21 protein-coding genes are annotated in these 26,432 nt (G+C 42.5%); 20 read left to right on the forward strand and 1 reads right to left on the reverse strand.

What is annotated here, in order from left to right; genetic code table 11:
• Positions 1 to 15: 15 nt before the first annotated feature.
• The 17 genes from mutL to FC90_RS01115 all read left to right on the forward strand — a co-directional run bounded on the left by mutL (position 16) and on the right by FC90_RS01115 (position 21,504).
• Positions 16 to 1,962: a DNA mismatch repair endonuclease MutL gene (mutL, locus tag FC90_RS01035; protein WP_057907450.1), complete on the forward strand. Its 1,947-nt coding sequence runs from the start codon at positions 16 to 18 to the stop codon at positions 1,960 to 1,962.
• A gap of 272 nt (positions 1,963 to 2,234) precedes the next feature.
• A complete protein-coding gene (ruvA, locus tag FC90_RS01040; RefSeq protein ID WP_057907451.1) occupies positions 2,235 to 2,846 on the forward strand; it encodes a Holliday junction branch migration protein RuvA in 612 nt (203 codons plus the stop codon).
• Positions 2,847 to 2,860: 14 nt separating this feature from the next.
• Positions 2,861 to 3,868 (forward strand): Holliday junction branch migration DNA helicase RuvB, encoded by a 1,008-nt coding sequence (gene ruvB, locus FC90_RS01045; RefSeq protein WP_057907452.1) that lies wholly within the window; start codon positions 2,861 to 2,863, stop codon positions 3,866 to 3,868.
• Between the two features lie 14 nt (positions 3,869 to 3,882).
• Entirely contained in the window at positions 3,883 to 4,914 is a 1,032-nt protein-coding gene (queA, locus tag FC90_RS01050) for a tRNA preQ1(34) S-adenosylmethionine ribosyltransferase-isomerase QueA (RefSeq protein WP_057907453.1), read from the forward strand.
• A 341-nt stretch (positions 4,915 to 5,255) separates the two neighbouring features.
• A complete protein-coding gene (gene tgt / locus FC90_RS01055; RefSeq protein ID WP_057907454.1) occupies positions 5,256 to 6,398 on the forward strand; it encodes a tRNA guanosine(34) transglycosylase Tgt in 1,143 nt (380 codons plus the stop codon).
• Between the two features lie 71 nt (positions 6,399 to 6,469).
• Positions 6,470 to 6,820, forward strand: coding sequence for a preprotein translocase subunit YajC (gene yajC, locus FC90_RS01060; RefSeq protein WP_057907455.1), 351 nt, complete (start codon positions 6,470 to 6,472; stop codon positions 6,818 to 6,820).
• 229 nt (positions 6,821 to 7,049) lie between these two features.
• A complete protein-coding gene (gene adhE / locus FC90_RS01065) occupies positions 7,050 to 9,635 on the forward strand; it encodes a bifunctional acetaldehyde-CoA/alcohol dehydrogenase (protein ID WP_404804638.1) in 2,586 nt (861 codons plus the stop codon).
• A gap of 260 nt (positions 9,636 to 9,895) precedes the next feature.
• On the forward strand, positions 9,896 to 10,552 hold the full coding sequence (locus tag FC90_RS01070) for a metal-dependent transcriptional regulator (RefSeq protein ID WP_057907457.1): 657 nt from the start codon (positions 9,896 to 9,898) through the stop codon (positions 10,550 to 10,552).
• A gap of 23 nt (positions 10,553 to 10,575) precedes the next feature.
• A complete protein-coding gene (zwf, locus tag FC90_RS01075; RefSeq protein WP_057907458.1) occupies positions 10,576 to 12,069 on the forward strand; it encodes a glucose-6-phosphate dehydrogenase in 1,494 nt (497 codons plus the stop codon).
• 70 nt (positions 12,070 to 12,139) lie between these two features.
• Complete coding sequence (gene dinB, locus FC90_RS01080) at positions 12,140 to 13,270, forward strand: DNA polymerase IV (RefSeq protein ID WP_057907459.1); 1,131 nt, start codon at positions 12,140 to 12,142, stop codon at positions 13,268 to 13,270.
• Between the two features lie 80 nt (positions 13,271 to 13,350).
• Positions 13,351 to 14,673, forward strand: coding sequence for a DRTGG domain-containing protein (locus FC90_RS01085; RefSeq protein ID WP_057907460.1), 1,323 nt, complete (start codon positions 13,351 to 13,353; stop codon positions 14,671 to 14,673).
• A 3-nt stretch (positions 14,674 to 14,676) separates the two neighbouring features.
• The gene (locus FC90_RS01090) at positions 14,677 to 15,627 is read left to right on the forward strand and encodes a DHH family phosphoesterase (RefSeq protein WP_057907461.1); all 951 of its coding nucleotides are present in this window, start codon (positions 14,677 to 14,679) and stop codon (positions 15,625 to 15,627) included.
• Between the two features lie 46 nt (positions 15,628 to 15,673).
• Entirely contained in the window at positions 15,674 to 17,029 is a 1,356-nt protein-coding gene (locus tag FC90_RS01095) for a DEAD/DEAH box helicase (protein WP_057907462.1), read from the forward strand.
• Between the two features lie 603 nt (positions 17,030 to 17,632).
• Positions 17,633 to 20,275, forward strand: a complete 2,643-nt coding sequence (gene alaS / locus FC90_RS01100) for an alanine--tRNA ligase (RefSeq protein WP_057907463.1) — start codon at positions 17,633 to 17,635, stop codon at positions 20,273 to 20,275.
• 190 nt (positions 20,276 to 20,465) lie between these two features.
• Positions 20,466 to 20,726, forward strand: coding sequence for an IreB family regulatory phosphoprotein (locus tag FC90_RS01105; protein ID WP_039099245.1), 261 nt, complete (start codon positions 20,466 to 20,468; stop codon positions 20,724 to 20,726).
• On the forward strand, positions 20,726 to 21,163 hold the full coding sequence (gene ruvX, locus FC90_RS01110; RefSeq protein ID WP_057907464.1) for a Holliday junction resolvase RuvX: 438 nt from the start codon (positions 20,726 to 20,728) through the stop codon (positions 21,161 to 21,163). Before FC90_RS01105 ends, ruvX begins: the two co-directional genes overlap by 1 nt.
• Before the next feature lie 29 nt (positions 21,164 to 21,192).
• A complete protein-coding gene (locus tag FC90_RS01115) occupies positions 21,193 to 21,504 on the forward strand; it encodes a DUF1292 domain-containing protein (protein WP_057907465.1) in 312 nt (103 codons plus the stop codon).
• 104 nt (positions 21,505 to 21,608) lie between these two features.
• Here FC90_RS01115 and rnhC read toward each other — a convergent pair whose 3' ends face one another.
• Positions 21,609 to 22,520 carry a ribonuclease HIII gene (gene rnhC / locus FC90_RS01120; RefSeq protein ID WP_057907466.1) on the reverse strand — a complete coding sequence of 304 codons (912 nt, stop codon included), beginning with the start codon at positions 22,518 to 22,520 and terminating at the stop codon, positions 21,609 to 21,611.
• A gap of 253 nt (positions 22,521 to 22,773) precedes the next feature.
• Between rnhC and FC90_RS01125 the strand changes: the two genes are divergently transcribed.
• From FC90_RS01125 to trxA, 3 genes are all read left to right on the forward strand, one after another.
• Positions 22,774 to 23,313 carry a CvpA family protein gene (locus tag FC90_RS01125; RefSeq protein ID WP_057907467.1) on the forward strand — a complete coding sequence of 180 codons (540 nt, stop codon included), beginning with the start codon at positions 22,774 to 22,776 and terminating at the stop codon, positions 23,311 to 23,313.
• A gap of 62 nt (positions 23,314 to 23,375) precedes the next feature.
• On the forward strand, positions 23,376 to 25,739 hold the full coding sequence (locus tag FC90_RS01130) for an endonuclease MutS2 (RefSeq protein ID WP_057907468.1): 2,364 nt from the start codon (positions 23,376 to 23,378) through the stop codon (positions 25,737 to 25,739).
• Between the two features lie 134 nt (positions 25,740 to 25,873).
• Positions 25,874 to 26,185: a thioredoxin gene (gene trxA, locus FC90_RS01135; RefSeq protein ID WP_057907469.1), complete on the forward strand. Its 312-nt coding sequence runs from the start codon at positions 25,874 to 25,876 to the stop codon at positions 26,183 to 26,185.
• The last annotated feature ends 247 nt before the right edge of the window (positions 26,186 to 26,432 follow it).

Raw genomic sequence — 26,432 nt, forward strand, 5'->3', positions numbered from 1 at the left:
GAAAAGGAGACGCTAATGGGGAAAATTCATGAACTGTCAGAAATATTAAGTAATCAAATCGCGGCTGGTGAAGTTATTGAACGGCCGGCTTCAGTGGTCAAAGAATTGGCAGAAAATGCAATTGACGCCAATAGTACTCAAATCGATATTGTGATTGAACAGGCTGGGCTTCAACTGGTGCAAGTCATCGATAATGGTGATGGGATTGAGCCAGATGATGTTTCAACCGCATTTAAGCGGCATGCAACTAGTAAAATTACCACCCGCCAAGATCTTTTTAAGATTCAATCGCTCGGTTTTCGTGGTGAAGCATTAGCCAGTATTGCTTCGGTATCTGATTTAACGATTGAAACGGCTACGGCTAATTCACTAGGCACATTTGCTCACTTTAAAGGTGGTATTTTACAAACACAAAAAACTAGTCCGATTCGACCGGGTACGGCAATTACGGTTCGTGATCTATTCTTTAATACCCCGGCCCGTCTAAAGTATGTTAAGACGTTCCAAACTGAGTTAGCAAACGTCATCGATATTGTGAACCGGCTGGCGATGAGCCATCCACAAATTGCGTTCACTTTAACCAACGATGACCACCTATTAATGAAGACGGCGGGCAATGATGATTTGCAACAAACGATTGCAGGGATTTACGGGGTAACGATGGCAAAACAGCTCTTATCAATTAGTGCTGAAGATCTTGATTTTAAGTTAACCGGCTACGTTTCACTGCCACAGTTAACCCGTGCGAGCCGGAATTATTTATCAATCATGATTAACGGTCGTTATATTAAGAATTATCAATTAAATAAAGCCATTATTAAGGGGTATGGCTCTAAATTGATGGTTGGTCGCTATCCAGTTGCAGTTTTAAATATTCAAATGGATCCATTATTAATCGACGTTAATGTCCATCCGACTAAGCAGGAAGTGCGCTTAAGTAAGGAACCAGCTTTAATGACACTGATTGAAAAAGCAATTTATGGTCGCTTACGGACGGAAAATTTGATTCCGGATGCGGTCCAGAATTTAAAACAGACAAAAGTAGTCGATGTTGATCAATTGCAGATGGATTTAAATCAGATCACCAGCCAACGCCGGAATGCCACTGGGACAGTCCGGCCAGTACACCAAACATCAATGCCAGAAAAAACAATGAAAACCGAGCCAACAGCAACTCAGATTGCCGAAACTGAGACGCCGCTCAAGACAGAACCGACGGCGGATCCGAATTTAAACAGCCTGCCAATTTTTGAACAACCGCGGCAACTCGCACAATGGGATGATAAGTATGCGGCTGAATCGGTGGGAAATCCATTTGGCGAAACAGCTGAGGACAATGAAGTACCGATTGCACGATTCCCAGTGTTGCACTACATTGGGCAGTTACACGATACATTCTTATTAGCAGAAGGTGAAGATGGCTTTTACATTCTTGATCAACATGCCGCCCAAGAACGAATTAAATACGAATACTACCGGGAAAAAATTGGAGAAGTTAGCAACGATGTGCAAAATTTATTAGTACCGCTTGTGTTGGAGTATCCAAATAGCGATGCAATTAAGCTTCAAGCCCGCAAGGAACTCCTAGCGGACGTCGGAGTACAACTTGAAAGCTTCGGCCAAAATAGTTTTGTAGTTCACAGCCACCCAACTTGGATTGCCCAAGGACAAGAAGAAGCGACCATCCGCGAAATGATTGAAACTGTGTTGGAAAATGGTAAGTTAGACATTGCCCATTTTCGCGAAGCAACGGCCATTATGATTAGTTGTAAGCAGTCAATTAAAGCGCATCACCACTTAGACGATGCGCAAGCAAAAGCCTTACTGGCCGATTTGGCACAGACGGAAAATCCGTTCAACTGCCCCCATGGTCGTCCAGTGCTCATTCATTACACACAAAAAGATTTAGAAAAGATGTTTAAACGGATTCAAGACCCACACCAAAGCTGGTCGGGGGAATAATCTAATCTGGTTCCCAAAACGCTTCGTCGCTTGTATGAATCGATTGGATGTGATACAATTTCTGCAAATTAACAAGTAAAGTATGTTGATCGAAGAATGGGAACGTAATGAGACGCTTGAATTTGGTATCGAAGGATTAGTTTGGATTGAAAAGGCTACGTAGGTGGCCTTTTTTATATTTTCGCCCTTTTTAACGGTGCGCCGTTTCATGGTTCGGATTTTATGTTACAATTTAACAAGCAAATATACGTTCTCGTAAAGTAGGTAAAATTATGTATGAATATTTAAAGGGCTTGATTACAGCCGTTAATCCTTTCTATGTCGTCTTAGAAGTACAAGGTATTGGTTATCAGTTACAAGTGGCTAATCCGTATCGTTATGTTGAATCAACGACCGATATCGTTCAAATTTATGTTTATCAAGCTGTACGCGATACGGACATCACGTTATTTGGTTTTTATGATTTAGATGAGAAACAGATTTTTCAAAAACTAATTAGTGTTTCTGGGATCGGCCCCAAGAGTGCTTTAGCAATCTTAGCCAATAGCGATCATTCTGGCCTAATTCAAGCAATTATGACCGATGATGTCAGCTATTTAACTAAATTTCCTGGGGTTGGCAAGAAGACCGCCCAACAAATTATTTTAGATTTAAAGGGGAAACTCGATGATCTAGAACAAAGTGATCATTTGGCTGGTCAAACAGCAATTGATTTGGGGACAACGGGACAGTCACCGGAATTAAATGATGCATTGGCGGCCCTCACTGCATTGGGCTATTCAGCGCGCGAAGTCAAGGCGATTACCAAATCGCTGACTGATTTTAGTGCCCAAACGACCGATCAATATTTACGCGAAGGTTTACGATTATTAATGAAGAAATAAAGGAGGACTAATGGATGGCAGAAGAACGCATTGTTTCCGCGGAAAATGAAGATATTGCAGAGACAAGTATTGAAAAAACGTTACGGCCACAAGTCCTCGCACAATATATTGGTCAAGACCGAGTCAAAAACGAGTTGGCTGTGTATATTGCGGCTGCTCAAAAACGTGATGAGTCATTAGACCATGTGTTATTATATGGACCGCCCGGTTTAGGTAAAACAACCTTGGCAATGGTGATTGCCAATGAATTACAAGTACAGATTCGCACCACAAGTGGCCCAGCAATTGAGCGGCCTGGAGATTTGGTGGCCTTATTAAATGAATTGCAACCGGGGGATGTTTTGTTCATCGATGAAATTCATCGCTTACCGAAAGTGGTTGAAGAATTACTCTATTCAGCGATGGAAGATTTCTACATCGATATTGTGGTCGGACAAGGCCCAACTGCACATCCTGTACATTTCCCTTTACCCCCGTTTACTTTAATTGGCGCGACCACGCGGGCCGGATTATTGTCAGCACCATTGCGTGATCGTTTTGGAATTGTTGAACATATGGCATATTATGATGAAGCCGATTTAGTCGATATTGTGGAACGCTCGGCAGATGTATTTAATATGGCAATTGTTCAAGAAGGGGCGCACGAGATTGCGCGCCGGTCGCGCGGTACCCCCCGAATCGCGAACCGCTTGTTAAAACGGATTCGGGATTATGCCCAAGTTGCCAATCAAGCAGCAATTGATCAGGCAATTGCCGATCATGCGCTGAGCCAATTGCAAGTGGATAACCGCGGCTTAGATAGTATTGATCGTAAGATTTTAGAGATGATGATTGATTATTATCATGGTGGCCCAGTTGGTTTGAAGACGATTGCGGCTAACATTGGTGAAGAAAACGAAACAATCGAAGCCGTCTATGAACCCTATTTATTACAAATTGGTTTTTTAAAGCGAACACCCCGAGGACGTGTAGTGACGCCTGCTGGTTACGAACATCTCGGAATACCCTATTCAGAAAATTAGAAAGAGGTAACACAATGGTTTCAACAGAAGATTTTGATTATAACTTACCAGAAGAATTAATTGCTCAAACACCAATGATTGAACGGGCCGCCTCTCGTTTATTGGTGATGGATCATAAAACAGGCGCACTAGAAGATCAGGTTTTCTATGACATTATCGATGAATTAAACCCCGGCGATGCAGTTGTCATGAATAATACACGGGTCTTGCCAGCTCGTTTATATGGGGTGAAACCTGATACAGGCGGCCACGAAGAGGTCTTGCTTTTAAACAACACGCATGATGATGAATGGGAAGTCTTGATGAAACCCGCACGACGGGCAAAGGTTGGAACGGAAGTTGTTTTTGGAGATGGTCAATTAAAGGCCGTAGTCACTAAAGAACTTGAACATGGCGGCCGGATGATTGAATTTAAATATGACGGGATTTTCATGCAAATTTTGGAAACTCTAGGCGAAATGCCATTACCTCCCTATATTAAGGAGAAATTAGACGATCCAGAAATGTATCAAACCGTCTATGCCAAAGAACCGGGCTCAGCAGCAGCACCGACCGCTGGCTTTCATTGGACAGAAGAACTTTTACAAAAGGTGCAAGATAAAGGGGTTAAACTTGTTTATTTAACGTTACACGTTGGTTTAGGGACTTTCCGTCCAGTTTCAGAAGATAACGTTGAAGATCATAAAATGCATAGTGAATTCTATCGGTTAACCGAAGATGCGGCCGCAACTTTAAATGAAGTTCGCCAAAACGGCGGCCGAATTATTGCTACGGGGACAACGAGCATTCGGACTTTAGAAACCATTGCAACGAAGTTTAATGGTGAAATCAAAGCCGATAGTGGATGGACTGATATTTTTATTAAACCTGGTTACGAATGGAAAGTCGTGGATGCCTTTATTACGAACTTCCATCTACCTAAATCAACGCTAGTGATGTTAGTTGCTTCATTTACGGGACGGGAAAATATTTTGCATGCCTATCAGCATGCCGTTGATGAACGCTATCGGTTCTTTAGTTTTGGTGATGCCATGTTTGTTAAATAATTGATCTAAATTGAAATGGTCGCCTTAATGTATTTGCGAAAAGCAATGGTTGCTGATTTACCGCGAATTTTAGCGATTATCGAGCGAGCTAAGGCGGTTTTAAAAGCCAAGCGAAGAAGGCAGCCCGTGTTTTGTGATCCATCGAATGGCTCTTGATAGTGCTGTGCATGATTTGCGGCTTGATATGCCTCTTGATAATTTAGGCATGCAGCGCAACGTATTATTCAAAAAGTCGGATTTCAATTCCGGAGTGATATTTTGATGATCACCGATCTGTCACCCAAATGAAGTCTACCAACTATTACTGAATTAATAATAATCCTAGAATTGGAGTCGATTGAATGGAACCAGCGATTAAGTATCGTTTAATCAAAAAAGAAAAACATACGGGTGCGCGCTTGGGGGAAATTGTAACGCCGCATGGTACGTTTAAAACCCCAATGTTTATGCCTGTGGGCACGCAAGCCAGTGTGAAAACAATGGCCCCAGAAGAACTAAAAGCGATTGGGGCTGGTATTATTTTATCGAATACCTACCATCTCTGGTTACGTCCAGGAGAAGATATCGTTGAAAAAGCGGGTGGCCTCCACAAGTTTATGAACTGGGATCGTGGGGTATTAACCGATTCCGGCGGGTTCCAAGTATTCTCACTGGCTAAATTGCGTGATATTAGTGAAGACGGTGTTGCTTTTAGAAGCCATTTAAGCGGTGAAAAGCTGTTTTTATCACCTGAAAAAGCGATTCAGGTTGAAAACGCGTTAGGCGCTGATATTATGATGAGTTTTGATGAATGTCCGCCTTTTTTTGAAAGCTATGATTACGTAAAAAAATCAGTTGAGCGGACATCACGTTGGGCAGAACGGGGTTTGATTGCACACCAAAATCCAGCTACTCAAGGTTTATTCGGGATTGTCCAGGGGGCCGGTTTTGAAGATTTACGCCGGCAGAGTGCACGTGATTTAGTTGGGATGGACTTTCCTGGTTATTCTATCGGCGGCTTATCGGTTGGGGAATCCAAAGGCGAAATGAATCGCGTTCTTGATTTCACAACGCCACTATTGCCAACAGACAAACCACGTTATTTGATGGGCGTCGGTTCACCAGATGCGTTGATAGACGGCGTTATTCGCGGCGTTGATATGTTTGATTGTGTACTACCCACGCGGATTGCGCGGAACGGGACAACGATGACCTCGCAAGGCCGCTTGGTTGTTAAGAACGCACAATATGCAGAGGACTTTCGGCCACTTGATCCCAAGTGTAATTGTTATGTTTGCAAGAACTACACACGGGCATACATTCGACATCTGATTAAAGCCGATGAAACCTTTGGAATTCATTTAACGAGTTATCATAACCTATATTTCTTGATTAATTTGATGCATCAAGTACAAAATGCGATTGAACAAGATAATTTATTAGAATTTCGGGAAGCTTTCTTTGAAGAATATGGTTACAATGAAAAGAATAGCCGGAATTTCTAGTGAATCACTGGAAGTTGGTTGGTAAGTCTGATAGAGTTAATGGTAGACAAATTGAAAAGAGGTTTTTTTGAATGGTAAACTTTGTATTAGGCGCTGCCGGTTTTAATCCAAGTTTCTTTGTAATCTTAATTTTAATGGTTGCAATGATGTACTTTATGGTTATGCGTCCTCAAAAGAAACAACAACAAAAGCATCAAGAAATGGTTAATCAAATGAAAAAAGGTGATGCGGTAATTACGATTGGTGGCTTACACGGGGTGATTGACTCCGTTAATACGGATACTAAAATCGTGGTCTTAGACTGTGACGGCGTTTACCTTAAATTTAATTTGAACGCCATTCGTACGGTAACGCCAACCGCTGTGGATGCTGCACCAGTTGTTGAAGAAAAAGGCGCAACACCAGAAGAAGAAACCAAGTAAGACAAGAATTTTAGGAAGCCCATAATCTGGTTAATCAGATTATGGGCTTTTTTTGGTTATTAATAGTGAAAATTTTATCAATTAAGAAGCATATTAATTGGGATAGCTTTCATGATGGCGTTGTATATTGTAATAAAATTCACAAAACGGTTTACAAATAAGTTGGAATGCGCTAAACTAACTTTGTTAAACAAATCACAATAGCTAATGGCATGGAGGAATTGATATGATTAAGAAAGCAGTAGTTGAACCGGTAGTTGAAAATACAGTGACTGAAATCGTCACAGATTTAGTCACACGTGCGCAACGCGCGTTAGCAATTTTGGAAACATTCGATCAAGCTAAGATTGATCACATTGTACATCAAATGGCGATTGCTGGGTTAGATCAGCATATGGCACTCGCTAAAATGGCAGTTGAAGAAACCGGTCGTGGTATTTATGAAGATAAGGCGATTAAGAATATTTTTGCGACTGAAGAAATTTGGCATGCTATTAAGGATAATAAGACGGTGGGAGTAATTGAAGAAGATCCAGAACATGGTATCACAAAGATTGCTGAACCGGTGGGGGTAATTGCTGGAGTAACACCAGTGACCAATCCGACTTCAACGACGATTTTTAAAGCTGAAATTGCAATTAAAACGCGTAATCCGATCATCTTTGCTTTTCATCCGAATGCCCAACACTGTTCGGCCCAAGCCCTCAATGTAATTAAAGCTGCGGCAGTCAAAGCTGGGTTACCAGCGGATGCCCTTTTATACATTGAAGCCCCTAGTTTAGCAGCGACTCAAGCCTTAATGAATCATGAAGGGATCGCGACTGTTTTAGCAACTGGTGGTCCTGGAATGGTTAAGGCAGCTTATTCAACCGGTAAACCGGCACTTGGGGTGGGTGCTGGTAATGCACCGGCTTATATCGAAGCGTCTGCCAATATTAAACAAGCCGTCAATGATTTGATTTTATCGAAGTCTTTTGACAATGGAATGATTTGTGCTTCTGAACAAGCAGTGATTGTCGATGCCCAAATTTACGCGGCAGTGAAGGCCGAATTCCAAGCTCAAGGGGTTTATTTTGCGCAAGATAATGAGTTAGCTGCGCTCAACGAAGCGATTATTGATCCTGATAAAAACGCAGTCCGGCCTTCAATTCCAGGGCAGTCCGCCGCTAAAATTGCCCAGTTAGCGGGAATTGATATTCCAGAAGCAACTCCCGTTTTAATTGCTGAAATTAAAGGGGTAGGGGATCAATATCCATTGTCACATGAGAAATTATCTCCGGTCTTGGCGATGATTAAAGCCCAAAATCGCGAAGAAGGCATACAGCTCTGCGAAGCAATGTTAGATCTTGGTGGGCTTGGGCACACAGCTTCGTTGCACACCACGGATGAAGACTTGCCACTTGAATTTGCCAAACGAATGAAGGCTTGCCGTGTCTTAGTTAACACACCATCGGCGCAAGGTGGGATTGGCGATTTATACAATGATATGTTGCCATCCTTGACGCTTGGTTGTGGTTCATACGGGCATAACTCAATCTCCCACAATGTTTCGACAATTGATTTGTTGAATATTAAGACGTTAACTAATCGGCGCAATAACATGCAATGGATGAAATTACCCAGCAAAATTTATTTTGAGAAAAATTCAGTAAATTACTTAGAAAAAATGGCGGACCTGAACAAGGTTTTTATCGTTGCTGATCAAGGAATGGTTGATTTGGGCTACGTGCGGATTGTTGAAGCTGTTTTGGCGCGCCGTTCTAAGCAAGTGCAAGTACAGACTTTTACTGATGTGCAACCTGATCCATCAACCGATACAATCTACCAAGGGGCCGAAGCGATGAAACAATTTCAACCTGATACTGTGGTGGCCATCGGTGGCGGATCAGTGATGGATGCAGCTAAAGGGATGTGCTTATTCTACAATTCTCAGGATGCAGACTTTTTTGGCGCCAAACAAAAGTTCTTAGATATTCGGAAGCGAACTTACAAATTTCCAAATCTCGACCGCACGAAATTAATTTGCATTCCAACGACTTCAGGAACGGGTTCTGAAGTGACACCTTTTGCAGTTATTACAGATAGTGAAACACACATCAAATATCCGTTGGCTGATTATGCATTAACGCCGGATGTGGCAATTGTGGATAGTCAATTTATTGAAAGTGTGCCGTCTCGCGTGGTAGCACACACGGGAATGGACGTTTTATGTCACGCGACGGAAAGCTATGTATCTGTGATGGCATCAAATTATACGAAAGGACTCAGTTTGCAAGCAATCAAGTTGGTCTTTGATAATTTGCAGGCTAGTTATGCGGGCGATAAGACCGCTAAGGCAAATATGCACGATGCCTCAACAATGGCCGGTATGGCGTTTGCCAATGCTTTATTAGGGATTAACCATTCGCTTGCTCACAAATTAGGCGGCGCCTTCAATTTGCCCCACGGTTTGATGATTGCCATCACGATGCCTCATGTGATTCGGTATAACGCCAAGACACCTACTAAACGAGCACTCTGGGCTAAATATAGTTATTTTAGAGCGGATGAAGATTATGCTGAGATTGCCCGATATCTTGGCTTACCAGGCAAGAATACCGCGGAATTGGTAGCAGCCTATGCTGATGCTGTTACACAATTAGCGAAAAATATCGGCATCAAGATGCGTTTACGCGATAACGGCGTGACGCAAGCTGATTTTGACCGGCATGTGGCTGATTTAGCCGAATTGGCGTATGAAGACAACTGTACGGTAACTAATCCCAAAGAACCGTTGATTAAAGAATTGAAAGGTATTCTCGAAGCAGAATTCTAGCAAACAGTTCAGCTAATTTGTTAGAATAAATGGTTTGAGAAGGCCAACCACAATATTAAGGCGGTGGACTGAACCAAATCAGTCTACCGCTTTTTTGTTGGTTTAAAAGTAATTAATTTTTTAGCCTTTACGGGGTTAAATTAAAGCTTGATGGTATGCAAATTATTGCAAATAAGGCATAATAGAGAATAGACATTCATTTAATTCAGGGGGAACTGAGAAAAGTTTGTCGACAAACTTGATTAAGGACCGGGATGGCAATGACACCCAACAAAGAAGACTATTTAAAAATTATTTTTGAACTTGGTGGCGATGCAAAGAAAGTTACCAATAAGGAAATACTAGCGGGATTGAACGTTTCGGCGGCATCAGTCACGGAAATGGTCAATAAGTTAGTGAAAGAAAATTATGTCAATCACACACCTTACCAAGGAATTCAACTGACAAGCGAAGGCGCCCGCGAAGCAGCCCTATTAGTGCGTAATCATCGGTTGTGGGAAGTTTTTTTAGTCGATAAGTTACATTATCAATTTAATACCGTCCACCCAGAAGCAGAACAATTAGAACATGTGACCAACCATGATTTAGCCGAACGGTTAGCTGACTTTCTCGGACACCCGACGCGATGTCCACATGGTGGCATAATCCCCAATGCCAAAGGTGAATTTGAACAACAAAGTCACATTGCTCTTGAATCGTTACAAGTGGGGGAAACGGCGTTGATCGATCGGGTATTGGATGATAATGATTTATTAAAATATACACTGGAGATCGGTTTATCAGTTGGTGACAGTGTGACATTACAAAAAGTTGGTCTCTTTGAAAGTCCATTGACGGTTTTTAATCACACCAGTCAAACGGAAATCCAAATTGGCCTCAAAGCGGCACAACATATCTTTGTGACGCCACAAAATTAATTTATATGAAAGTGGTGTGAAGGATGCATACAGATTTAGCAGCGCTCTTTATTATTTTTGGGGGTTCTGGGGATTTGGCCCAGCGAAAGCTATACCCCGCATTATTTAATTTATATCGAAAAGGTTATTTAAAGGAACATTTTGCTGTGATTGGTACGGCACGGCGACCATGGACGGACGATTACTATCATGAAATCATCATGGCGGCTTTGGACAACTTTGATGAAGATCAAGCGACCAAAGAAGCTTTTGTAGGCCATTTCTATTACCAATCACATGATGTGACAGATGCCAAACATTATGAAACGCTCAAGGCGTTGGCCAATCGCTTGGATACACAATACGATTTACACCAAAATCGGATTTATTACATGGCAATGTCGCCACGCTTTTTCGGCACAATTGCAAGTCACCTCGGATCAGAAGCACTCCTGACAGCGGATGGCTTTAACCGTTTGATTATTGAAAAACCATTTGGGCGCGATTATGACAGCGCTAGGGCGCTTAACCAAGAATTGACACAAACCTTTGAAGAAAATCAGATTTACCGGATTGACCACTACCTGGGGAAAGAAATGATTCAAAACATTGTGGCTTTACGTTTTGGAAATGGCTTATTAAGCGGCGTTTGGAATAATCATTTCATTGATAACGTGCAGATTACGTTAGCAGAATCAGTTGGGGTTGAAGAACGGGCTGGATATTATGAGACATCCGGCGCTTTACGCGATATGTTTCAAAACCATATCATGCAGATCATTGGCATGCTTGCGATGGAAGTTCCAGTTAACTTCTCGGCTGAAGATGTACAACGTGAAAAAACGCGTCTCTTCAGAAGCATTCAACCTTACTCACCAGCGGAAATCAAGCAAAACTTTGTGCGTGCGCAATATGCCGAAACGACGGTAGATGGTGAAAATAAACCAGGTTACCGCCAAGAAACGAATGTTGCGCCGGACTCACAAACGGAAACGTTTATTGCTGGCAAAGTCATGATTGATAACGAACGCTGGTGTGGCGTCCCATTTTACGTCCGGACGGGCAAACGATTGGCCCGTAAAGAAACCCAAATTAACATCGTCTTCAAGAAGACTGGCGTGAATATTTTCGCAGATGATAAGGCTGATCGTTCAGCAATGGCCCCTGATGTGTTAACGATTTTCGTTGAGCCGGAACAAGGCTTTTCATTAACGATTAATGGAAAAAAAGTTGGACAAGGATTTGCCTTGCAACCGGATCAATTAACTTACCAATACGATCAACAGATGTTAGCGGATAGTCCAGAGGCTTATGAACGCTTAATTTTAGAAGCACTTAATGGAGATGGCACGAACTTTACCCACTGGCATGAATTAGCAGCATCGTGGCAATTTGTCGATGCGATTCGTCAAGTCTGGGATGCAGATTCAGCGCCACTACCAAGTTATTCGATTGGTTCAATGGGTCCCCAAGAAGCGACAGATCTATTGACAACTACTGGAGCCCAGTGGATTTTTGATCCGACGCAAGATAATTAAATTAATAAGTTAGTTAAGTCTGTGTATGAGTGATTCGTACCAGGCTTTTCTTATTGAAAGGCGGGGGAAAATGGCCGAGTTGTTTAAGATTCCAATGGAAAATGATACGAGTCGTAAGATTATTCATATTGATATGGATGCTTTTTATGCATCCATCGAAGAACGTGAACAACCTGAATTGCGGCAAAAGCCCCTCGTAATTGCCCGTAATCCTAGTGATACTGGTGGTAAAGGGGTCGTGACAACTGCCAATTATGTCGCACGACAATATGGAGTGCACTCGGCAATGAGCGCGCAAAAGGCAGCCGAGTTGATTCCTAATCACCAAGCCGTTTTTAAGGCGCCCAATTTTCCACTTTATCAGTCCGTTTCAGAACAGATTCACACGATTTTTCACGCGGTTACCGATAAGATTGAACCGATTGCTTTTGACGAAGCGTATCTTGATGTGACGAAAAATAAGCTGGGCCTGACACATACCATTGATGTAGTCGCCTACTTGCAAAAAGCGATTCTCAAAGAAACCCAGCTCGTAAGTTCTGCTGGGATTTCATATAATAAATTTTTAGCTAAGATGGCATCGGATTATCGTAAGCCAGCGGGTCGGACATTGGTTTTACCAGAACAAGCAATTGCTTTTTTGAGTCGCCTGCCCATCGAAAAGTTCCGTGGTGTTGGTAAGAAAACCGCACCGCGGATGCAAGAATTGGGGATTTTAACTGGTGCGGATTTACTGGCTCAATCAGAAATGATGCTGATTCAAAACTTTGGTAAATTAGGCTACGGCTTATATCGCCATGTGCGTGGGATTGATAATCGCCCGGTCGCCTATCAACGCGAGCGCAAATCAATTGGGAATGAAAACACCTATGGGCAACCGTTGATTAGTGAAGAACAAGTGCAAACTGAATTGAAAAAGCTGGCCATTGAGTTAGAACGGCGCTTACGTAAAAATCAAAAACATGGGTTAACCGTCGTCTTAAAAGTGCGTAATCGGCAATTTGAAACAATTACCAAGCGTAAAACATTCAGTGAATACGTTGGCAAAGCGGCTGAAATTGAAGCAATCGCCTGGGAAATTTGGACGACAATTGGGCATGCAGAAGCCGGCATACGCTTGTTAGGAATTACGGTAACTAACTTGGCACCGCAAACATTCGAAAACATCACGTTGCCATTATATGATTGGGAGCGTGAATAGTTGAGATTTTTTTGTTTTTGTGGGTTAAAACCGATATACTGTTAATGACTATACAACTTTGGAAAAGGTGGTGGCAGTGAGTGGCAACGAAACATGATCAAATTTTAATGTACATTGAAAATTTACCGATCGGTGAGAAAATTTCGGTGCGCTCAATTGCCAAAACACTTGCAGTAAGTGAAGGGACGGCTTATCGCGCCATTAAAGCGGCCGAAAATAACGGCTTAGTCAGCACCATTGAACGGGTCGGGACCATCCGTATTGAGCAGAAATTAAAAGGAAAGATTGAAAATCTTACTTTCGAAGAAATCGTACAAGTGATTGACGGTGAAGTGCTCGGTGGTCGCGCTGGGTTAGATAAACTATTGGATAAATTTGTGATTGGTGCGATGCAAATTGATGCCATTACCCGTTACATTACGCCCAAGTCATTAATGATTGTCGGTGATCGGACAGATGTCCAACGATTAGCCCTTGAAAATGGGGCTGCCGTTTTAATCACCGGTGGTTTCGGGACTTCGGCGGATGTGATTGCCCTGGCCAATGACTTGGCCTTACCGATTTTACAGACAGCCTATGATACGTATTCCGTGGCGGCTTTAATCAATCGGGCCTTGACGGATCAATTAATAAAAAAAGAAATTGTTACAGTGGCTGATATCTATCAGCCACTTGCTGAGATTCGGATTTTACATGCCAACCAGACGGTGGCAGATTACAGGCAACTCAGTACGAGCGCGAAACAATCACGTTTTCCAGTGGTGAATGATCACTTACGACTAGTCGGAATTGTTACAGTCAAAGATATTCTTGATAAGCCGGCAACAATGAGCCTTGAGAAAGTCATGACGAAAGACCCGACCAGTGTTAAAAAATACATGAGTGTGGCCAGTGTTGGACATTCAATGACCTGGAATAGTTTAGAAGTGATGCCAGTGGTCGCCGACAATCTAAAACTAGAAGGAATTATTACCCGGCAAGACGTGATGAGCAACATGCAGACGGTCCAACACCAGCCTCAAGTGGCGGAGACTTTCTATGATCAGATTGTTGAACCGCTACGCTTAAGTTCAACCGCCCCCGATTTTTATCCCATTGCTTATGACTATCAAGTGACACCTCAGATGACGAATAATTTGGGGACGATTTCATTCGGAGTATTAACTGAAGCAGTGGCGGCTGCTTGTCAACAAATGCTACAGACACAGCATCAGCGATATTCGATGATTGAACAAATCAATCTACATTATTTACGTCTGATTCAAATTGATACGCAGATTCAGATTTTACCACGACTACTTGAAATTGGGCGGCGATCAGCTAAAATTGATGTCGATGTTTATGCCAATCACGTGATTGTGGCCAAAGCCATCGTCACCGGACAGCTCTTAGAAAGAGGTTAACCAATGACTATTCCAGAACAAATTATCACGAAAATTGAAACTTATCAAACCATCATTATTCATCGCCATGTTAATCCTGATCCAGATGCAATTGGATCTCAGGTAGGCTTGGCAGAAGTACTCCGTAATAGTTATCCAGACAAGACAATCTATCAAGTTGGTAGCGATACCGGCAATTTAGATTGGCTTGCAAATGCCCAAGCAATTGATACAGCAGCCTATCAAGGCGCTTTGGTGATTGTTACCGATACGGCTAATTCGCCACGAATTAGTGGTGCAGATTACCAGCTAGGTGCTGAGTTAATTAAAATTGACCATCATCCCAATGATGATCCATACGGCGATTTGAACTGGGTATTGCCAGATGCTTCAAGTACATCAGAAGTGATCATCGACATCGTTAATAACAGTGAAGGTCGCTTGCAATTCAATCAAGCGGCGGCCCGCGTTTTATATGCTGGCATTGTGGGGGATACTGGGCGGTTCATGTTTAATTCAACTAGTCCGCACACTATGACCTGTGCGGCCCAAATGATGACATTTGATATTCATCATGATCAGCTTAATCAAAAGATGAATGAAATTACGTTGGAACAAGCAAAATTACAAGGTTACTTATTTGACCACCTTCAAGTCAATGTGCATCAGGTTGCCTACTTGGTTGTTGACCAAGCGACACAAGAACAGCTGCACGTTGAAGCACAACAAGTCCACTCGATCGTTGGGACACCAGGGCGGCTGAAAGGGGTGTTGACGTGGGTCATCTTCGTACAACAAGCAGATGGCACTTACCGCGTGCATTTTCGTTCCAAAGGACCGGTGATTAATGAATTAGCGAAACGGCATGATGGCGGGGGTCATCCGTTGGCCAGTGGTGCTAGAGCAGCCAATCAAGCTGAAATTGACACCATTGTCGCTGAATTGTCAGCCCTTGCGGTCCAATACACACAATAGCAACTGATCCTTTTTTACGGATTCAAATAATAGAAAGCAGGACTTTATGGATAATCAATTTACACAATTTAATCTAAAACCAGAGATCATCGCGGCTTTAGACGACATGCACTTTACAAAACCAACGGCGGTTCAACGGCGGGTAATTCCAGCCATTAATGCTGGTAAAAGTGTGATTGGCCAATCACAGACTGGTAGCGGGAAAACCCATGCGTTCTTATTACCGCTTTTAAATAAATTAGTGCCGGAAAAAGATGCCGTCCAAATTGTGATTACAGCGCCTAGCCGAGAATTAGCTTACCAAATTTATACGGCGGATGAATTAATCACGCAACATATGGATGCGAAGCTACGCATTGGGCGCTACGTTGGTGGAACTGACAAGCAACGACAAATTGAAAAACTCGCACAACATCAGCCGCAAATCGTGATTGGAACACCGGGACGAATTTTAGATTTAATCAAGAGCAAAGCGCTCAAAATCTATACGGCACAGTATTTAGTAATTGATGAAGCGGATATGACGCTTGATATGGGCTTTTTGAAGCCAGTCGATGAAATTGCTAGTCGTTTACCTGAAGATTTACAAATGATGGTCTTTTCGGCCACGATTCCAGATAAGTTACAGCCCTTTTTACAAAAATACATGCACAATCCTGTAATTGAAGAAGTTAAAAACGAAACGGTGATTAGCCCCACCATCGATAATTGGTTAGTTCCAACCAAAGGTAAAGCCCTTAATCAAACAATTTATTCGTTGTTAACTATGGGGCATCCTTTCATGGTGTTGATATTTGCTAATACTAAGAGCAAGGTAGATGACATTCATCGTTACTTACAGGCGCAAGGCTTGAAAGTCGCTAAGATCCATGGCGATATTCCACCACGTCAACGGAAACGGATTATGAAAGAAATCCATAATTTGGATTATCAATACGTTGTGGCGACTGACTTAGCGGCTCGCGGAATTGATATTGAAGGGATTAGCATGGTGATTAATGCCGAAATTCCACGCGAAGATTTAGAATTCTTTATTCATCGGGTTGGCCGGACTGGCCGGAACGGCTTAGCAGGGACTGCGATTACCCTTTATGGACCAGATGATGAAGCAGCTGTGGCTCAGATTGAAGCAATGGGTATTAAGTTTACCCCGAAGACGTTTAAAGATGGTGAATTAGTGACCTCATATGACCGGAACCGACGTAAAAAGCGAGTGGCAACTACTCGTGAATTAGATGTTGGGATGAAAGGCATGGTTAAAAAAGCTAAGCTAAAACGGAAACCGGGCTATAAGAAAAAGATTAAAGCGGCAATTAAACAAGATGCGCAAAAGAAACGCCGTGTTGAACAACGCGTTGAAATGCGTGAACGTAAACGCCAAAATAAGAAACAAAATAGTTAGTTAATGGTTAATCGAGTGGCTGTAGTGTATGAAAATGACTTATAATTACGACATTGGTTAGAACTGGCAGATGTTTCAGACTTACAGTGCCCGGTTGAATGGGCAAAAATTTATCTTTATTCCTGGGTCAAGCTGGCGTAAGTTATTTATCGCCTAGCGGGTGGTTTGCTCAGGCCCAACATGCGTTACCCAGAGGGCAGGAAATGGTCTGGGTCACCAAAGCCGATGTTGTTCGGTATCGCCTTGAACGTTGGCCATCGAAGCCGCGGCTGATAAATCTGGAGTGCCGACCGCATTGGGGAATGCGGTCGAACACCGCGTTTATCGGTCGGTAATTACTGTTACATTGGACTAGTTGACAATCTAGCAAATTTTTTTTATACTTTGAGAAGGTTGGGATATACCCGGTGTTTGACGTTCACAGGAAGACCTTTCTAGACTGAGAGAGGGTCATATAAGACAGCGTGGTGCTCCCCAACCTCCAGATAATTGAATAAACTCATAAAGAGGTTAACGACTAACATCGTTGCAATCAAGGTGGTACCGCGCTTTTGCGTCCTTGGCATTGCAGCGGTGTTTTATTTTTTTGAAGGAGTAAATACGATGAAAAAATTAACGAGTGCGCAAGTGCGCCAAATGTTCCTAGATTTCTTTAAAGAAAAGGGCCATGCGATTGAACCCAGTGCTTCGCTTGTGCCTAAAGATGATCCAACATTGTTATGGATTAATTCCGGCGTAGCGACCTTAAAGAAGTATTTTGATGGCCGCGTGGTGCCGAGCAATCCACGAATTACCAATGCGCAAAAGAGCATCCGGACCAATGATATTGAGAATGTTGGTAAAACTGCGCGGCATCATACGTTTTTCGAAATGTTAGGAAACTTCTCCGTCGGTGATTATTTCAAAGAAGATGCGATTCCATGGGCTTGGGAATTCTTAACCAGTAATCAGTGGTTGGCTTTTGATCCTGAAAAATTATATGTCACTGTATATCCCAAAGATCAAGAAGCTCATCGGATTTGGCATGAAAAAGTTGGTTTGCCAGAAACACATATCATTGAAGTGGAAGATAACTTTTGGGATATCGGCGAAGGTCCCTGTGGCCCTGATTCAGAAATTTTTTATGATCGCGGGCAAAGCTTCAATAATGTTGCTGAAGATGACCCTGAAAATTATCCAGGTGGTGAAAATGAACGCTACCTTGAAGTCTGGAATATCGTATTCTCAGAATTCAATCATTTACCAAATGGCGAATACGTAGAACAACCACATAAGAACATTGATACGGGGATGGGGCTCGAACGATTGGTTGCAATCATTCAAGCTGCCCCAACGAACTTTGAAACGGATTTATTTATGCCACTAATTAATGCTACAGCCGCCTTAAGTCAGAATAAACAATATGGCGCTAATGCGGCTGATGATATTGCATTTAAGATTATTGCGGATCACGCACGTGCAGTGACTTTTGCGATTGGAGATGGCGCAATGCCAGCTAATGAAGGCCGCGGCTATGTGTTACGTCGATTAATTCGGCGGGCAATCTTAAATGGAAAAAAATTAGGCATTAACGAAGCCTTCATGTATCAGTTAGTCCCAATCGTGGGTGAAATTATGCAAAGCTATTACCCAGATGTATTGGCTCAAGAAGAATTTATAGCTAAGGTAATCCGTTCTGAAGAAGACCGTTTCCGGGAAACTTTAAACGATGGTTTACATTTATTGAATCAAGCGATTGATCATGTCAAAGCAAGCGGACAAACTGAAATCATTGGGGCCGATGCCTTCAAATTATTCGATACGTATGGTTTCCCAATTGAATTGACGACCGAGTATGCTGCCGATGAAGGTTTGACGGTTGATCAAGCTGGGTTTGAAAGAGCTATGGCGCAACAAAAATCGCGGGCGCGCAATGCACGGAGTGATGAACAGTCTATGGGAATGCAAAATGAGCTGTTGATGGACATCAAGGTCGAAAGTACCTTTACTGGTTACACCACCCTTGAAACTGAAAGTAAATTAAGGGTAATTTTGCAAGATAATGCACAACAGTCAACGATTAACAGTGGCACAGCGCAACTAATTTTTGAGCAGACACCGTTCTATGCTGAAATGGGTGGTCAAGTCGCAGACCAAGGAGTGATTAAGAATCTTTCTGGGCAAGTGGTTGCTAAAGTGACCGATGTCCAATACGCACCAAACGGACAACCACTTCATACGGTGACTGTTATCGAAGAAATGATCAAGGATGTGCATTATGTATTATCCGTTGACCCGGTTTTCAGAGCTGGCGTAGTTAAAAACCATACAGCAACTCATTTATTGGATCAAGCCTTACGGGATGTCTTAGGTGAACATACGCATCAAGCTGGATCGTTGGTGGAACCAGACTATTTACGATTTGATTTTACGAACCTCGGTCAAGTGACGGACAATCAATTGGCGACGATTGAAAAAATAGTGAATGAGAAAATCTGGGCAGCTCTGCCAGTCGAAACTGTCGAAACTGATATTGAAACGGCCAAAGCAATGGGCGCCATTGCACTTTTTACCGAGAAATATGGGCAGACTGTGCGTGTGGTTAAAATTGGTGATTACTCAATGGAACTTTGTGGTGGGACTCACGCTAGTAATACGGCTGATTTGGGCCTCTTCAAAATTACCAGTGAATCAGGGATTGGTGCGGGCACACGCCGAATTGAAGCAGTGACCTCCAAGGCAGCCTTCAAGTATTTGAATGACAAACAAATCTTGCTAGATGAACTAGGTAGTGAATTAAAAGTTGCTCAAACCAAAGATTTACCGAAGAAGTTGCAACAAATACAAGCTGATTTAAAAGCAGCCCAGAAAGAAAATGAACGATTAAAGGCCCAATTTGCACAACAACAAGCTGGGAATGTTTTTGAAAATGTTGAAACGGTTGGACAATGGCGCTTAGTTGCTGCCAATGCACAAGTGGCTGGCATGAACGAACTGCGTCAATTAGCGGATCAATGGCAGCAAAAACAAATTTCAGATGTCCTCGTGCTTGCCACCGTGGCAGGTGAAAAAGTTAGTCTAATTGTGGCAGTTGCCCCAGCGGCCATTCAAGCAGGTGTCAAAGCTGGCGACTTAATCAAACAAATCGCGCCCCTAGTCGGTGGTGGTGGCGGTGGTCGGCCTGATATGGCACAAGCCGGCGGTAAGAATCCTGCCGGGGTTGACGCAGCTTTAGCCGCAGCGAAAACGGCGTTAGCCAGTATTTAAGTAGGATGCTAGAAATGAGATTCGGATCAATGTAAATTGAGATGGGTCTCATTTTTTAGTAATCAATTTTATGAAATAGGATATCGTTATCTTTCATCCAGATTCGATTAAGAGATGGGAGAGTTGTACTTTATCCTATTTTCGAGTAGAATATGATTGTATAAGTAGCGAAAAGTTGAGGTGTTGAGAGATGAATCTAGATAAAACAGTCCATTTTGATTTTGGTAAAAATAGTCCTAAAAATGTTCATGAAACATTAACGACGGTCTATCAGACATTAGAGGAAAAGGGCTACAATCCTATTAATCAGATTGTTGGTTATCTGTTGTCCGGTGATCCAGCATACATTCCACGCTATAATGATGCTCGTAATTTGATTCGTAAACATGAACGCGATGAGATTATCGAAGAATTAGTTAAAAATTATTTGGATAAGGAAACGACAAAATAATGCGTTTAATGGGATTTGACGTTGGTTCACGAACGGTGGGCATTGCAGTCAGTGATCTATTGGGTTGGACAGCGCAAGGCGTTGAGATTATTCGTATCAATGAAGATGTGGCGGAATTTGGGCTAGAGCGCGTGCAAGAACTGGTTGATAAATACCAAGTGACGGGTTTTGTATTAGGACTACCGAAGAATATGAATAATTCAATTGGACCGCGGGCGCTTAAGGCACAAGAATATGGGGCAATGCTGAGTGAACTTTTTCCAGAGATTCCAGTTGATTATATCGATGAACGCCTAACAACGGTTCAGGCTGAACGCATGCTAGTGGAACAAGCAGATACGTCACGTAAGAAACGTAAGCAAGTGATTGATAAACTCGCTGCGGTGATGATTTTGCAGAACTACTTGGATGCGCATGGTCGCTTAACACAAGGCTAATAAATAAAACAATTAAGGAGTTTTGATGAATGACTGAAGAGAACAAGAACATCCACCAAGATGAAGAACAACAAATTACATTAATCGATGATCAGGGCAACGAGGAATTATACCAAGTGCTCTTTACATTCGATTCAGAAGATTACGGTAAATCGTACGTTTTATTGTATCCAACCAGTGCCGAAGAAGATGAAGAAGTTGATATTCAAGCCTTCTCGTTTACATCAGATGATGCTGGTAATGCGAGCAAAGGTGACCTATTCCCAATCGAAGATGACGAAGAATGGGAAATGGTTGAAGAAGTGTTAAACACATTTTTAGCCGATGATAATCTAAAATAGCATTCGAGTAAGGACTGTACAAGTGATTTCAAAAAAAGGGACCTAACCGCAATTTTAATTGATTGCGGTTAGGTCCCTTTTTTTGCGTGAAGTGAGAAGCTATCCTATAATAACTGTTGTGCTTTTTGGGTATTAATAAAATGTAATTTAGCAAATTGACCCAGATAATCCATGCCACCTTGAGCCAGCAAGTCGGCAGCGATTTGGTTGACTGCTTGATGATTACCAAGCGGAATTTGGCGGCCGGCCTTTTTGGAGAGTTCTAGCATGGATAAATTAGCTTGATGCCGGGCGATGATTGAAGCAGCGGCCACCGCCAAATGACAATGTTCTGCTTTAGTTGCAAAATAGACATGATCACGGAGGACGACCGGTTCATTTTTGAGATAGTTATAATAGACACCACGGGGCTCGAACTGGTCAATTAAAATGCCGTCGGGGCTTGTGGGTTGGATTTTTTGTAAAACTTTAAGAAGTGCAAAATTATGACTGATGGCTTTCATTTTTTCGATATTCATCGTGGCATGCACAGTGTTATATTTTGGCGGCATAATGTTGACAATGTGGTAGGGTAGTTTGGCCATCATCTTTTGGGCCATTCGGTCAATTTGCGCATCGGTTAGTGTTTTTGAATCAGCGACGCCTAATTGATTGACGAAGTCGAGATTGGCATGGCTAACATAGACGGCGGCGATGGTTAACGGGCCGAAATAGCTTCCGTTACCCACTTCATCTGAGCCTAAAACGGACCACTGCGCAAAATTAGTTGGTAAAAGATCACCTTTGGTCGCTTGTGGCTTTGCTTTTGGTCGTTTTGGAGTGACAGGCCCCCATTTGGCAGCCACTTTTTCTGCATTTTGACCTTGAAAAAGGACTTTGCCAGAACGATAACCGGTAATATTCAAACCATTAGCTTGATGGGCGAAAACGGCCCCCGGTGGTAACTGGCGGTTAGTGGCATAATGATTTTGGAGGTTAGCGAGTTGTACGGGTGAAACTTGGATAACTGCTTGCATAATATTGGCTCCTTAATGAAGACTAAATGAAGAGATTTATGGTAAAATTGCTACTTTCCCTTGTTTCATGATAAAATAGTTCAGTTGAACTAGCAAATAAATAATCGGCGGGGATCGTCAGCCAGTGAATCATCTGTGGCTTAACTGTGCTTGCTATGGCGTCATCAAGGCTTTTTAACGCCAGTTTAAACAAAGTAATCTGCTAAAAAATCGGTATTTAAAAAACATGTCACTAAGGGGCTAAGGGGAATTTATGCTAAGTCTAATTATTATTTTAATTTTATTATATGCCATTTATATAGGGACCAGACGTGGATTTATCATGCAAGCAGTCTATACAATTGGGTACTTTATTGTCTTTTGGATTGCCCAAGCGATGAGTCACTCATTGGGACCTAAGTTAAGTCTTATTGTGCCGTACCCATCGGCAATTGAGGATAGCTACTTTGCATTCTTTCAAAAGAGTATTGGGTTATCATTAGACGATGCATTCTATATCGGAGTCGCTTTTGTCCTCGTGATGTTCATCGGGAGTTTATTAGTTCGTTTCAGCGGACTTTTACTGAACTCATTGACTTATATGCCTGGTTTGAAGCGGTTCAATAAAACGATTGGTGGTTTCTTGAACTTTTTGGTTGTCTATATTGGGATTTTCTTACTGCTATATGTTATGGCATTGGTACCACTGGATGGCTTACAAAAAACGTTACGCGATTCAACAGTTGCGCGGGTCATTGTCTTACACACACCAGTGCTAACCTCGCAAGTAACTAGTTGGTGGATTGCCGGTTAAAATGGATTGTACAGTTGGGGGTTGACGGAAGTCGCCCCTTTTTTTAGAAGGAGTTAACGCATATGAATCATAAAATACTAGAAACACTCGAATACGATAAAATTATACAAATGTTGCAAGGCCATGCCATTACGGCGTTTGGTCAAGAAAAAATTGCACAATTAGTACCAGCCAACGACGCCCAATTGATTCAAGCTCACTTGGATCAAACAAAGGACGGAGTAGAGATTGAACGGTTAAAAGGGGGCATTCCCCTACCACAATTGAGTAACGTCCGTCCGCATCTTAAACGAGTTGAAATTGGGGCGACGTTAAACGGCGTTGAACTGGCCGAGGTAGGACGCGTTTTGCGTGCTACTTCAGTAGTGGTTCGTTTTTTTGACGATTTAGCAAAAGATGAACTAGCTTTGAAAGCCTTGCCGGAGCTAATTGCTCAATTAGTAACGTTACCGCAATTGACAGAAAAAATTCGTAGTTCCGTTGCTGATGATGGTGTTGTTTTAGATACAGCTTCAACGAAATTACGCGGGTTACGGACGGGGTTAAAGCAGTTGGAGGGCCAAATTAGAACGCGGATGGCTAGTTACACACATGGGGCAAAAGCTAAGTATTTGAGTGATCCAATTGTCACGATTCGTAATGACCGTTACGTGATTCCGGTCAAGCAAGCCTATCGTGGTCAATTCGGAGGAGTTGTGCATGATCAAAGTGCCAGTGGCCAGACTCTATTCATGGAACCACAAGCTATAATGGAGTTGAATAACCGCCTGCGCCAATTACAAATTGAAGAACAACAAGAAATAGAACGTGTTTTGGCTGAACTTTCAGAAGCCATTATGCCGGAACGGCACAACATTTTGGCCAATGCAGAAGTCTTAGGTCAACTCGACTTTGTCAACGCCAAGGCGCAACTTGCCAAAGAATTGAAGGCAACCGAACCGCTGATTAACTTAGAAAACCATGTCGACTTGAAACAAGCGCGGCATCCTTTAATTGATGCTCAAAAAGTAGTCGCTAACGATATTGCTATTGGGGCTGATTATCAAGCCATCGTGGTCACCGGTCCGAATACCGGTGGGAAAACAATTACGTTGAAAACATTGGGATTAGTGCAAGTGATGGCTCAATCCGGATTATTCATTACCGCGCGTGAAGCGAGTCAAGTCGGCGTCTTCTCGGATATTTTTGCGGATATTGGTGACGAGCAATCAATTGAACAAAATTTAAGTACGTTCTCAGCACATATGGAAAATATTATTCAGATTCTCCAACAGATTGACGATCAGAGCTTGGTGTTACTTGATGAATTGGGCGCGGGTACCGATCCGCAAGAAGGGGCTGCTTTGGCGATTGCCATCTTAGATCAAATTGGGGTAGTGGGGGCCGACGTGGTCGCATCGACCCATTACCCTGAATTGAAGATTTACGGTTACAATCGGCCACAAACGATCAATGCTAGCATGGAATTCGATGTGGCAACGTTACAGCCGACCTATCGCTTATTAATTGGTGTACCAGGGCGCAGTAATGCATTTGATATATCAACGCGGCTCGGGTTACCGGCCACAATCGTACAACAAGCCAAGCAATTAATGAATGATGAAAGCCAAGACTTGAATAATATGATTACCGATCTCGAAAATCAACGGAAGGCTGCTGAAACTGAATACCAGGCCCTGCGCCATGAATTGGCTGAAGCCACTGATTTGCATCAACAGTTATCCACCGCTTATCAACAATTCTTTGAAGATCGCGAAACTGAAATGACTAAAGCCAAAGAAAAAGCGAATACGATTGTCGAAAAAGCCGAAGAAAAAGCTGATAAAGTGATTACCAAGCTTCGTGAGATGCAGCTCAATCAGGGCGCTCAAATTAAGGAAAATCAGTTAATCGATGCTAAATCTGAGTTAGGACAATTACGTCAGCCAACTGCTTTGAAGAAAAATAAAGTGCTTCAACGCGCAAAGCGGCGACAAACTCTAAAAGTAGGCGACGATGTTTTGGTAACTTCTTATGGTCAGCGCGGGGTACTAGTCCGACAAATCGATGCGAAAAATTGGGAAGTCCAAATGGGTATTATTAAAATGAAGATTGCCAACGAGGACTTAGAAAAACAAAAGGTTGCTGAAGATAGTCGGCCACAACGCCATGTGACGACTGTTAATAGTGGCGGTACTCGCCATGTCAAAGCTCAATTAGACTTACGCGGGAAACGTTATGAAGAAGCTATGACGGAAGTCGATCAATATGTTGATGCGGCCTTGTTGGCTAACTATCAACAAGTCACCATTGTTCACGGAAAAGGCACGGGTGCTATTCGTCAAGGGGTCCAAGAGTACTTAAAGGGCAATCGCCAAGTTAAGAAATATGAATACGCACCAGCCAACGCAGGTGGTAATGGGGCCACGATTGTGACCTTTAAATAAGAATCACATTGGCCTGGCGAGTGCGTTATTAATGTTCAACTAATAAGACAGAAAAGTTGTTATTCTTTTGATAAAGGCGTAGTATTTAGGAAATAATAATTGCTTTTGTGCAATTGAATGGGGGACGAACAATAATGGTAGAAGTATTAACGGATAAAAATTATGAAGCAGCGACTGAAAGTGGGGTTGTTCTAACGGACTTTTGGGCGACTTGGTGTGGTCCTTGTCGGATGCAGTCACCAGTGATTGAATCATTGGCCGAAACCAATACCAAGGTTAAATTCAGTAAAATGGATGTCGATGCCAATCCAGAAACGCCAGCCAATTTTGGCATTATGGCGATTCCCACATTAGTTGTTAAAAAAGATGGTCAAGTGGTTGAAAAAATCACTGGCTTCCATGATAAGGCGCAACTGGAAACAATTTTAGCGCAATACACGGATTAATCATGGTAATACTGGCTATTATTGGAACTGTAACGATAATTTGAGCCCAATAAAAGGCTCTCATGAAGTCAGTAATTTACAGCATTGAATGGGCGCTTCTCCAGACAAAAAAGTTTTTGATTTTAGTGAAGAATGGGACAATGCTATGATGGCATTATCTGATAGCGCTCCTAATGGGACGCAGTTCAGGTAATGTTTTTTTTGCGGCGACCGTCGAAATATATTTTTGATGCAAATGTGCCGTCTG

This window comes from Latilactobacillus graminis DSM 20719 (assembly GCF_001436415.1).
GTDB lineage: Bacteria > Bacillota > Bacilli > Lactobacillales > Lactobacillaceae > Latilactobacillus > Latilactobacillus graminis.

What these genes read in the sequence shown, in the direction of transcription:
- mutL (WP_057907450.1), top strand. Translation starts at nt 16, where the DNA reads ATGGGGAAAATTCATGAACTGTCAGAAATATTAAGTAATCAAATCGCG.
- ruvA (WP_057907451.1), top strand. Translation starts at nt 2,235, where the DNA reads ATGTATGAATATTTAAAGGGCTTGATTACAGCCGTTAATCCTTTCTAT.
- ruvB (WP_057907452.1), top strand. Translation starts at nt 2,861, where the DNA reads ATGGCAGAAGAACGCATTGTTTCCGCGGAAAATGAAGATATTGCAGAG.
- queA (WP_057907453.1), top strand. Translation starts at nt 3,883, where the DNA reads ATGGTTTCAACAGAAGATTTTGATTATAACTTACCAGAAGAATTAATT.
- tgt (WP_057907454.1), top strand. Translation starts at nt 5,256, where the DNA reads ATGGAACCAGCGATTAAGTATCGTTTAATCAAAAAAGAAAAACATACG.
- yajC (WP_057907455.1), top strand. Translation starts at nt 6,470, where the DNA reads ATGGTAAACTTTGTATTAGGCGCTGCCGGTTTTAATCCAAGTTTCTTT.
- FC90_RS01070 (WP_057907457.1), top strand. Translation starts at nt 9,896, where the DNA reads ATGACACCCAACAAAGAAGACTATTTAAAAATTATTTTTGAACTTGGT.
- zwf (WP_057907458.1), top strand. Translation starts at nt 10,576, where the DNA reads ATGCATACAGATTTAGCAGCGCTCTTTATTATTTTTGGGGGTTCTGGG.
- dinB (WP_057907459.1), top strand. Translation starts at nt 12,140, where the DNA reads ATGGCCGAGTTGTTTAAGATTCCAATGGAAAATGATACGAGTCGTAAG.
- FC90_RS01090 (WP_057907461.1), top strand. Translation starts at nt 14,677, where the DNA reads ATGACTATTCCAGAACAAATTATCACGAAAATTGAAACTTATCAAACC.
- FC90_RS01095 (WP_057907462.1), top strand. Translation starts at nt 15,674, where the DNA reads ATGGATAATCAATTTACACAATTTAATCTAAAACCAGAGATCATCGCG.
- alaS (WP_057907463.1), top strand. Translation starts at nt 17,633, where the DNA reads ATGAAAAAATTAACGAGTGCGCAAGTGCGCCAAATGTTCCTAGATTTC.
- FC90_RS01105 (WP_039099245.1), top strand. Translation starts at nt 20,466, where the DNA reads ATGAATCTAGATAAAACAGTCCATTTTGATTTTGGTAAAAATAGTCCT.
- ruvX (WP_057907464.1), top strand. Translation starts at nt 20,726, where the DNA reads ATGCGTTTAATGGGATTTGACGTTGGTTCACGAACGGTGGGCATTGCA.
- FC90_RS01115 (WP_057907465.1), top strand. Translation starts at nt 21,193, where the DNA reads ATGACTGAAGAGAACAAGAACATCCACCAAGATGAAGAACAACAAATT.
- rnhC (WP_057907466.1), bottom strand. Translation starts at nt 22,520, where the DNA reads ATGCAAGCAGTTATCCAAGTTTCACCCGTACAACTCGCTAACCTCCAA.
- FC90_RS01125 (WP_057907467.1), top strand. Translation starts at nt 22,774, where the DNA reads ATGCTAAGTCTAATTATTATTTTAATTTTATTATATGCCATTTATATA.
- FC90_RS01130 (WP_057907468.1), top strand. Translation starts at nt 23,376, where the DNA reads ATGAATCATAAAATACTAGAAACACTCGAATACGATAAAATTATACAA.
- trxA (WP_057907469.1), top strand. Translation starts at nt 25,874, where the DNA reads ATGGTAGAAGTATTAACGGATAAAAATTATGAAGCAGCGACTGAAAGT.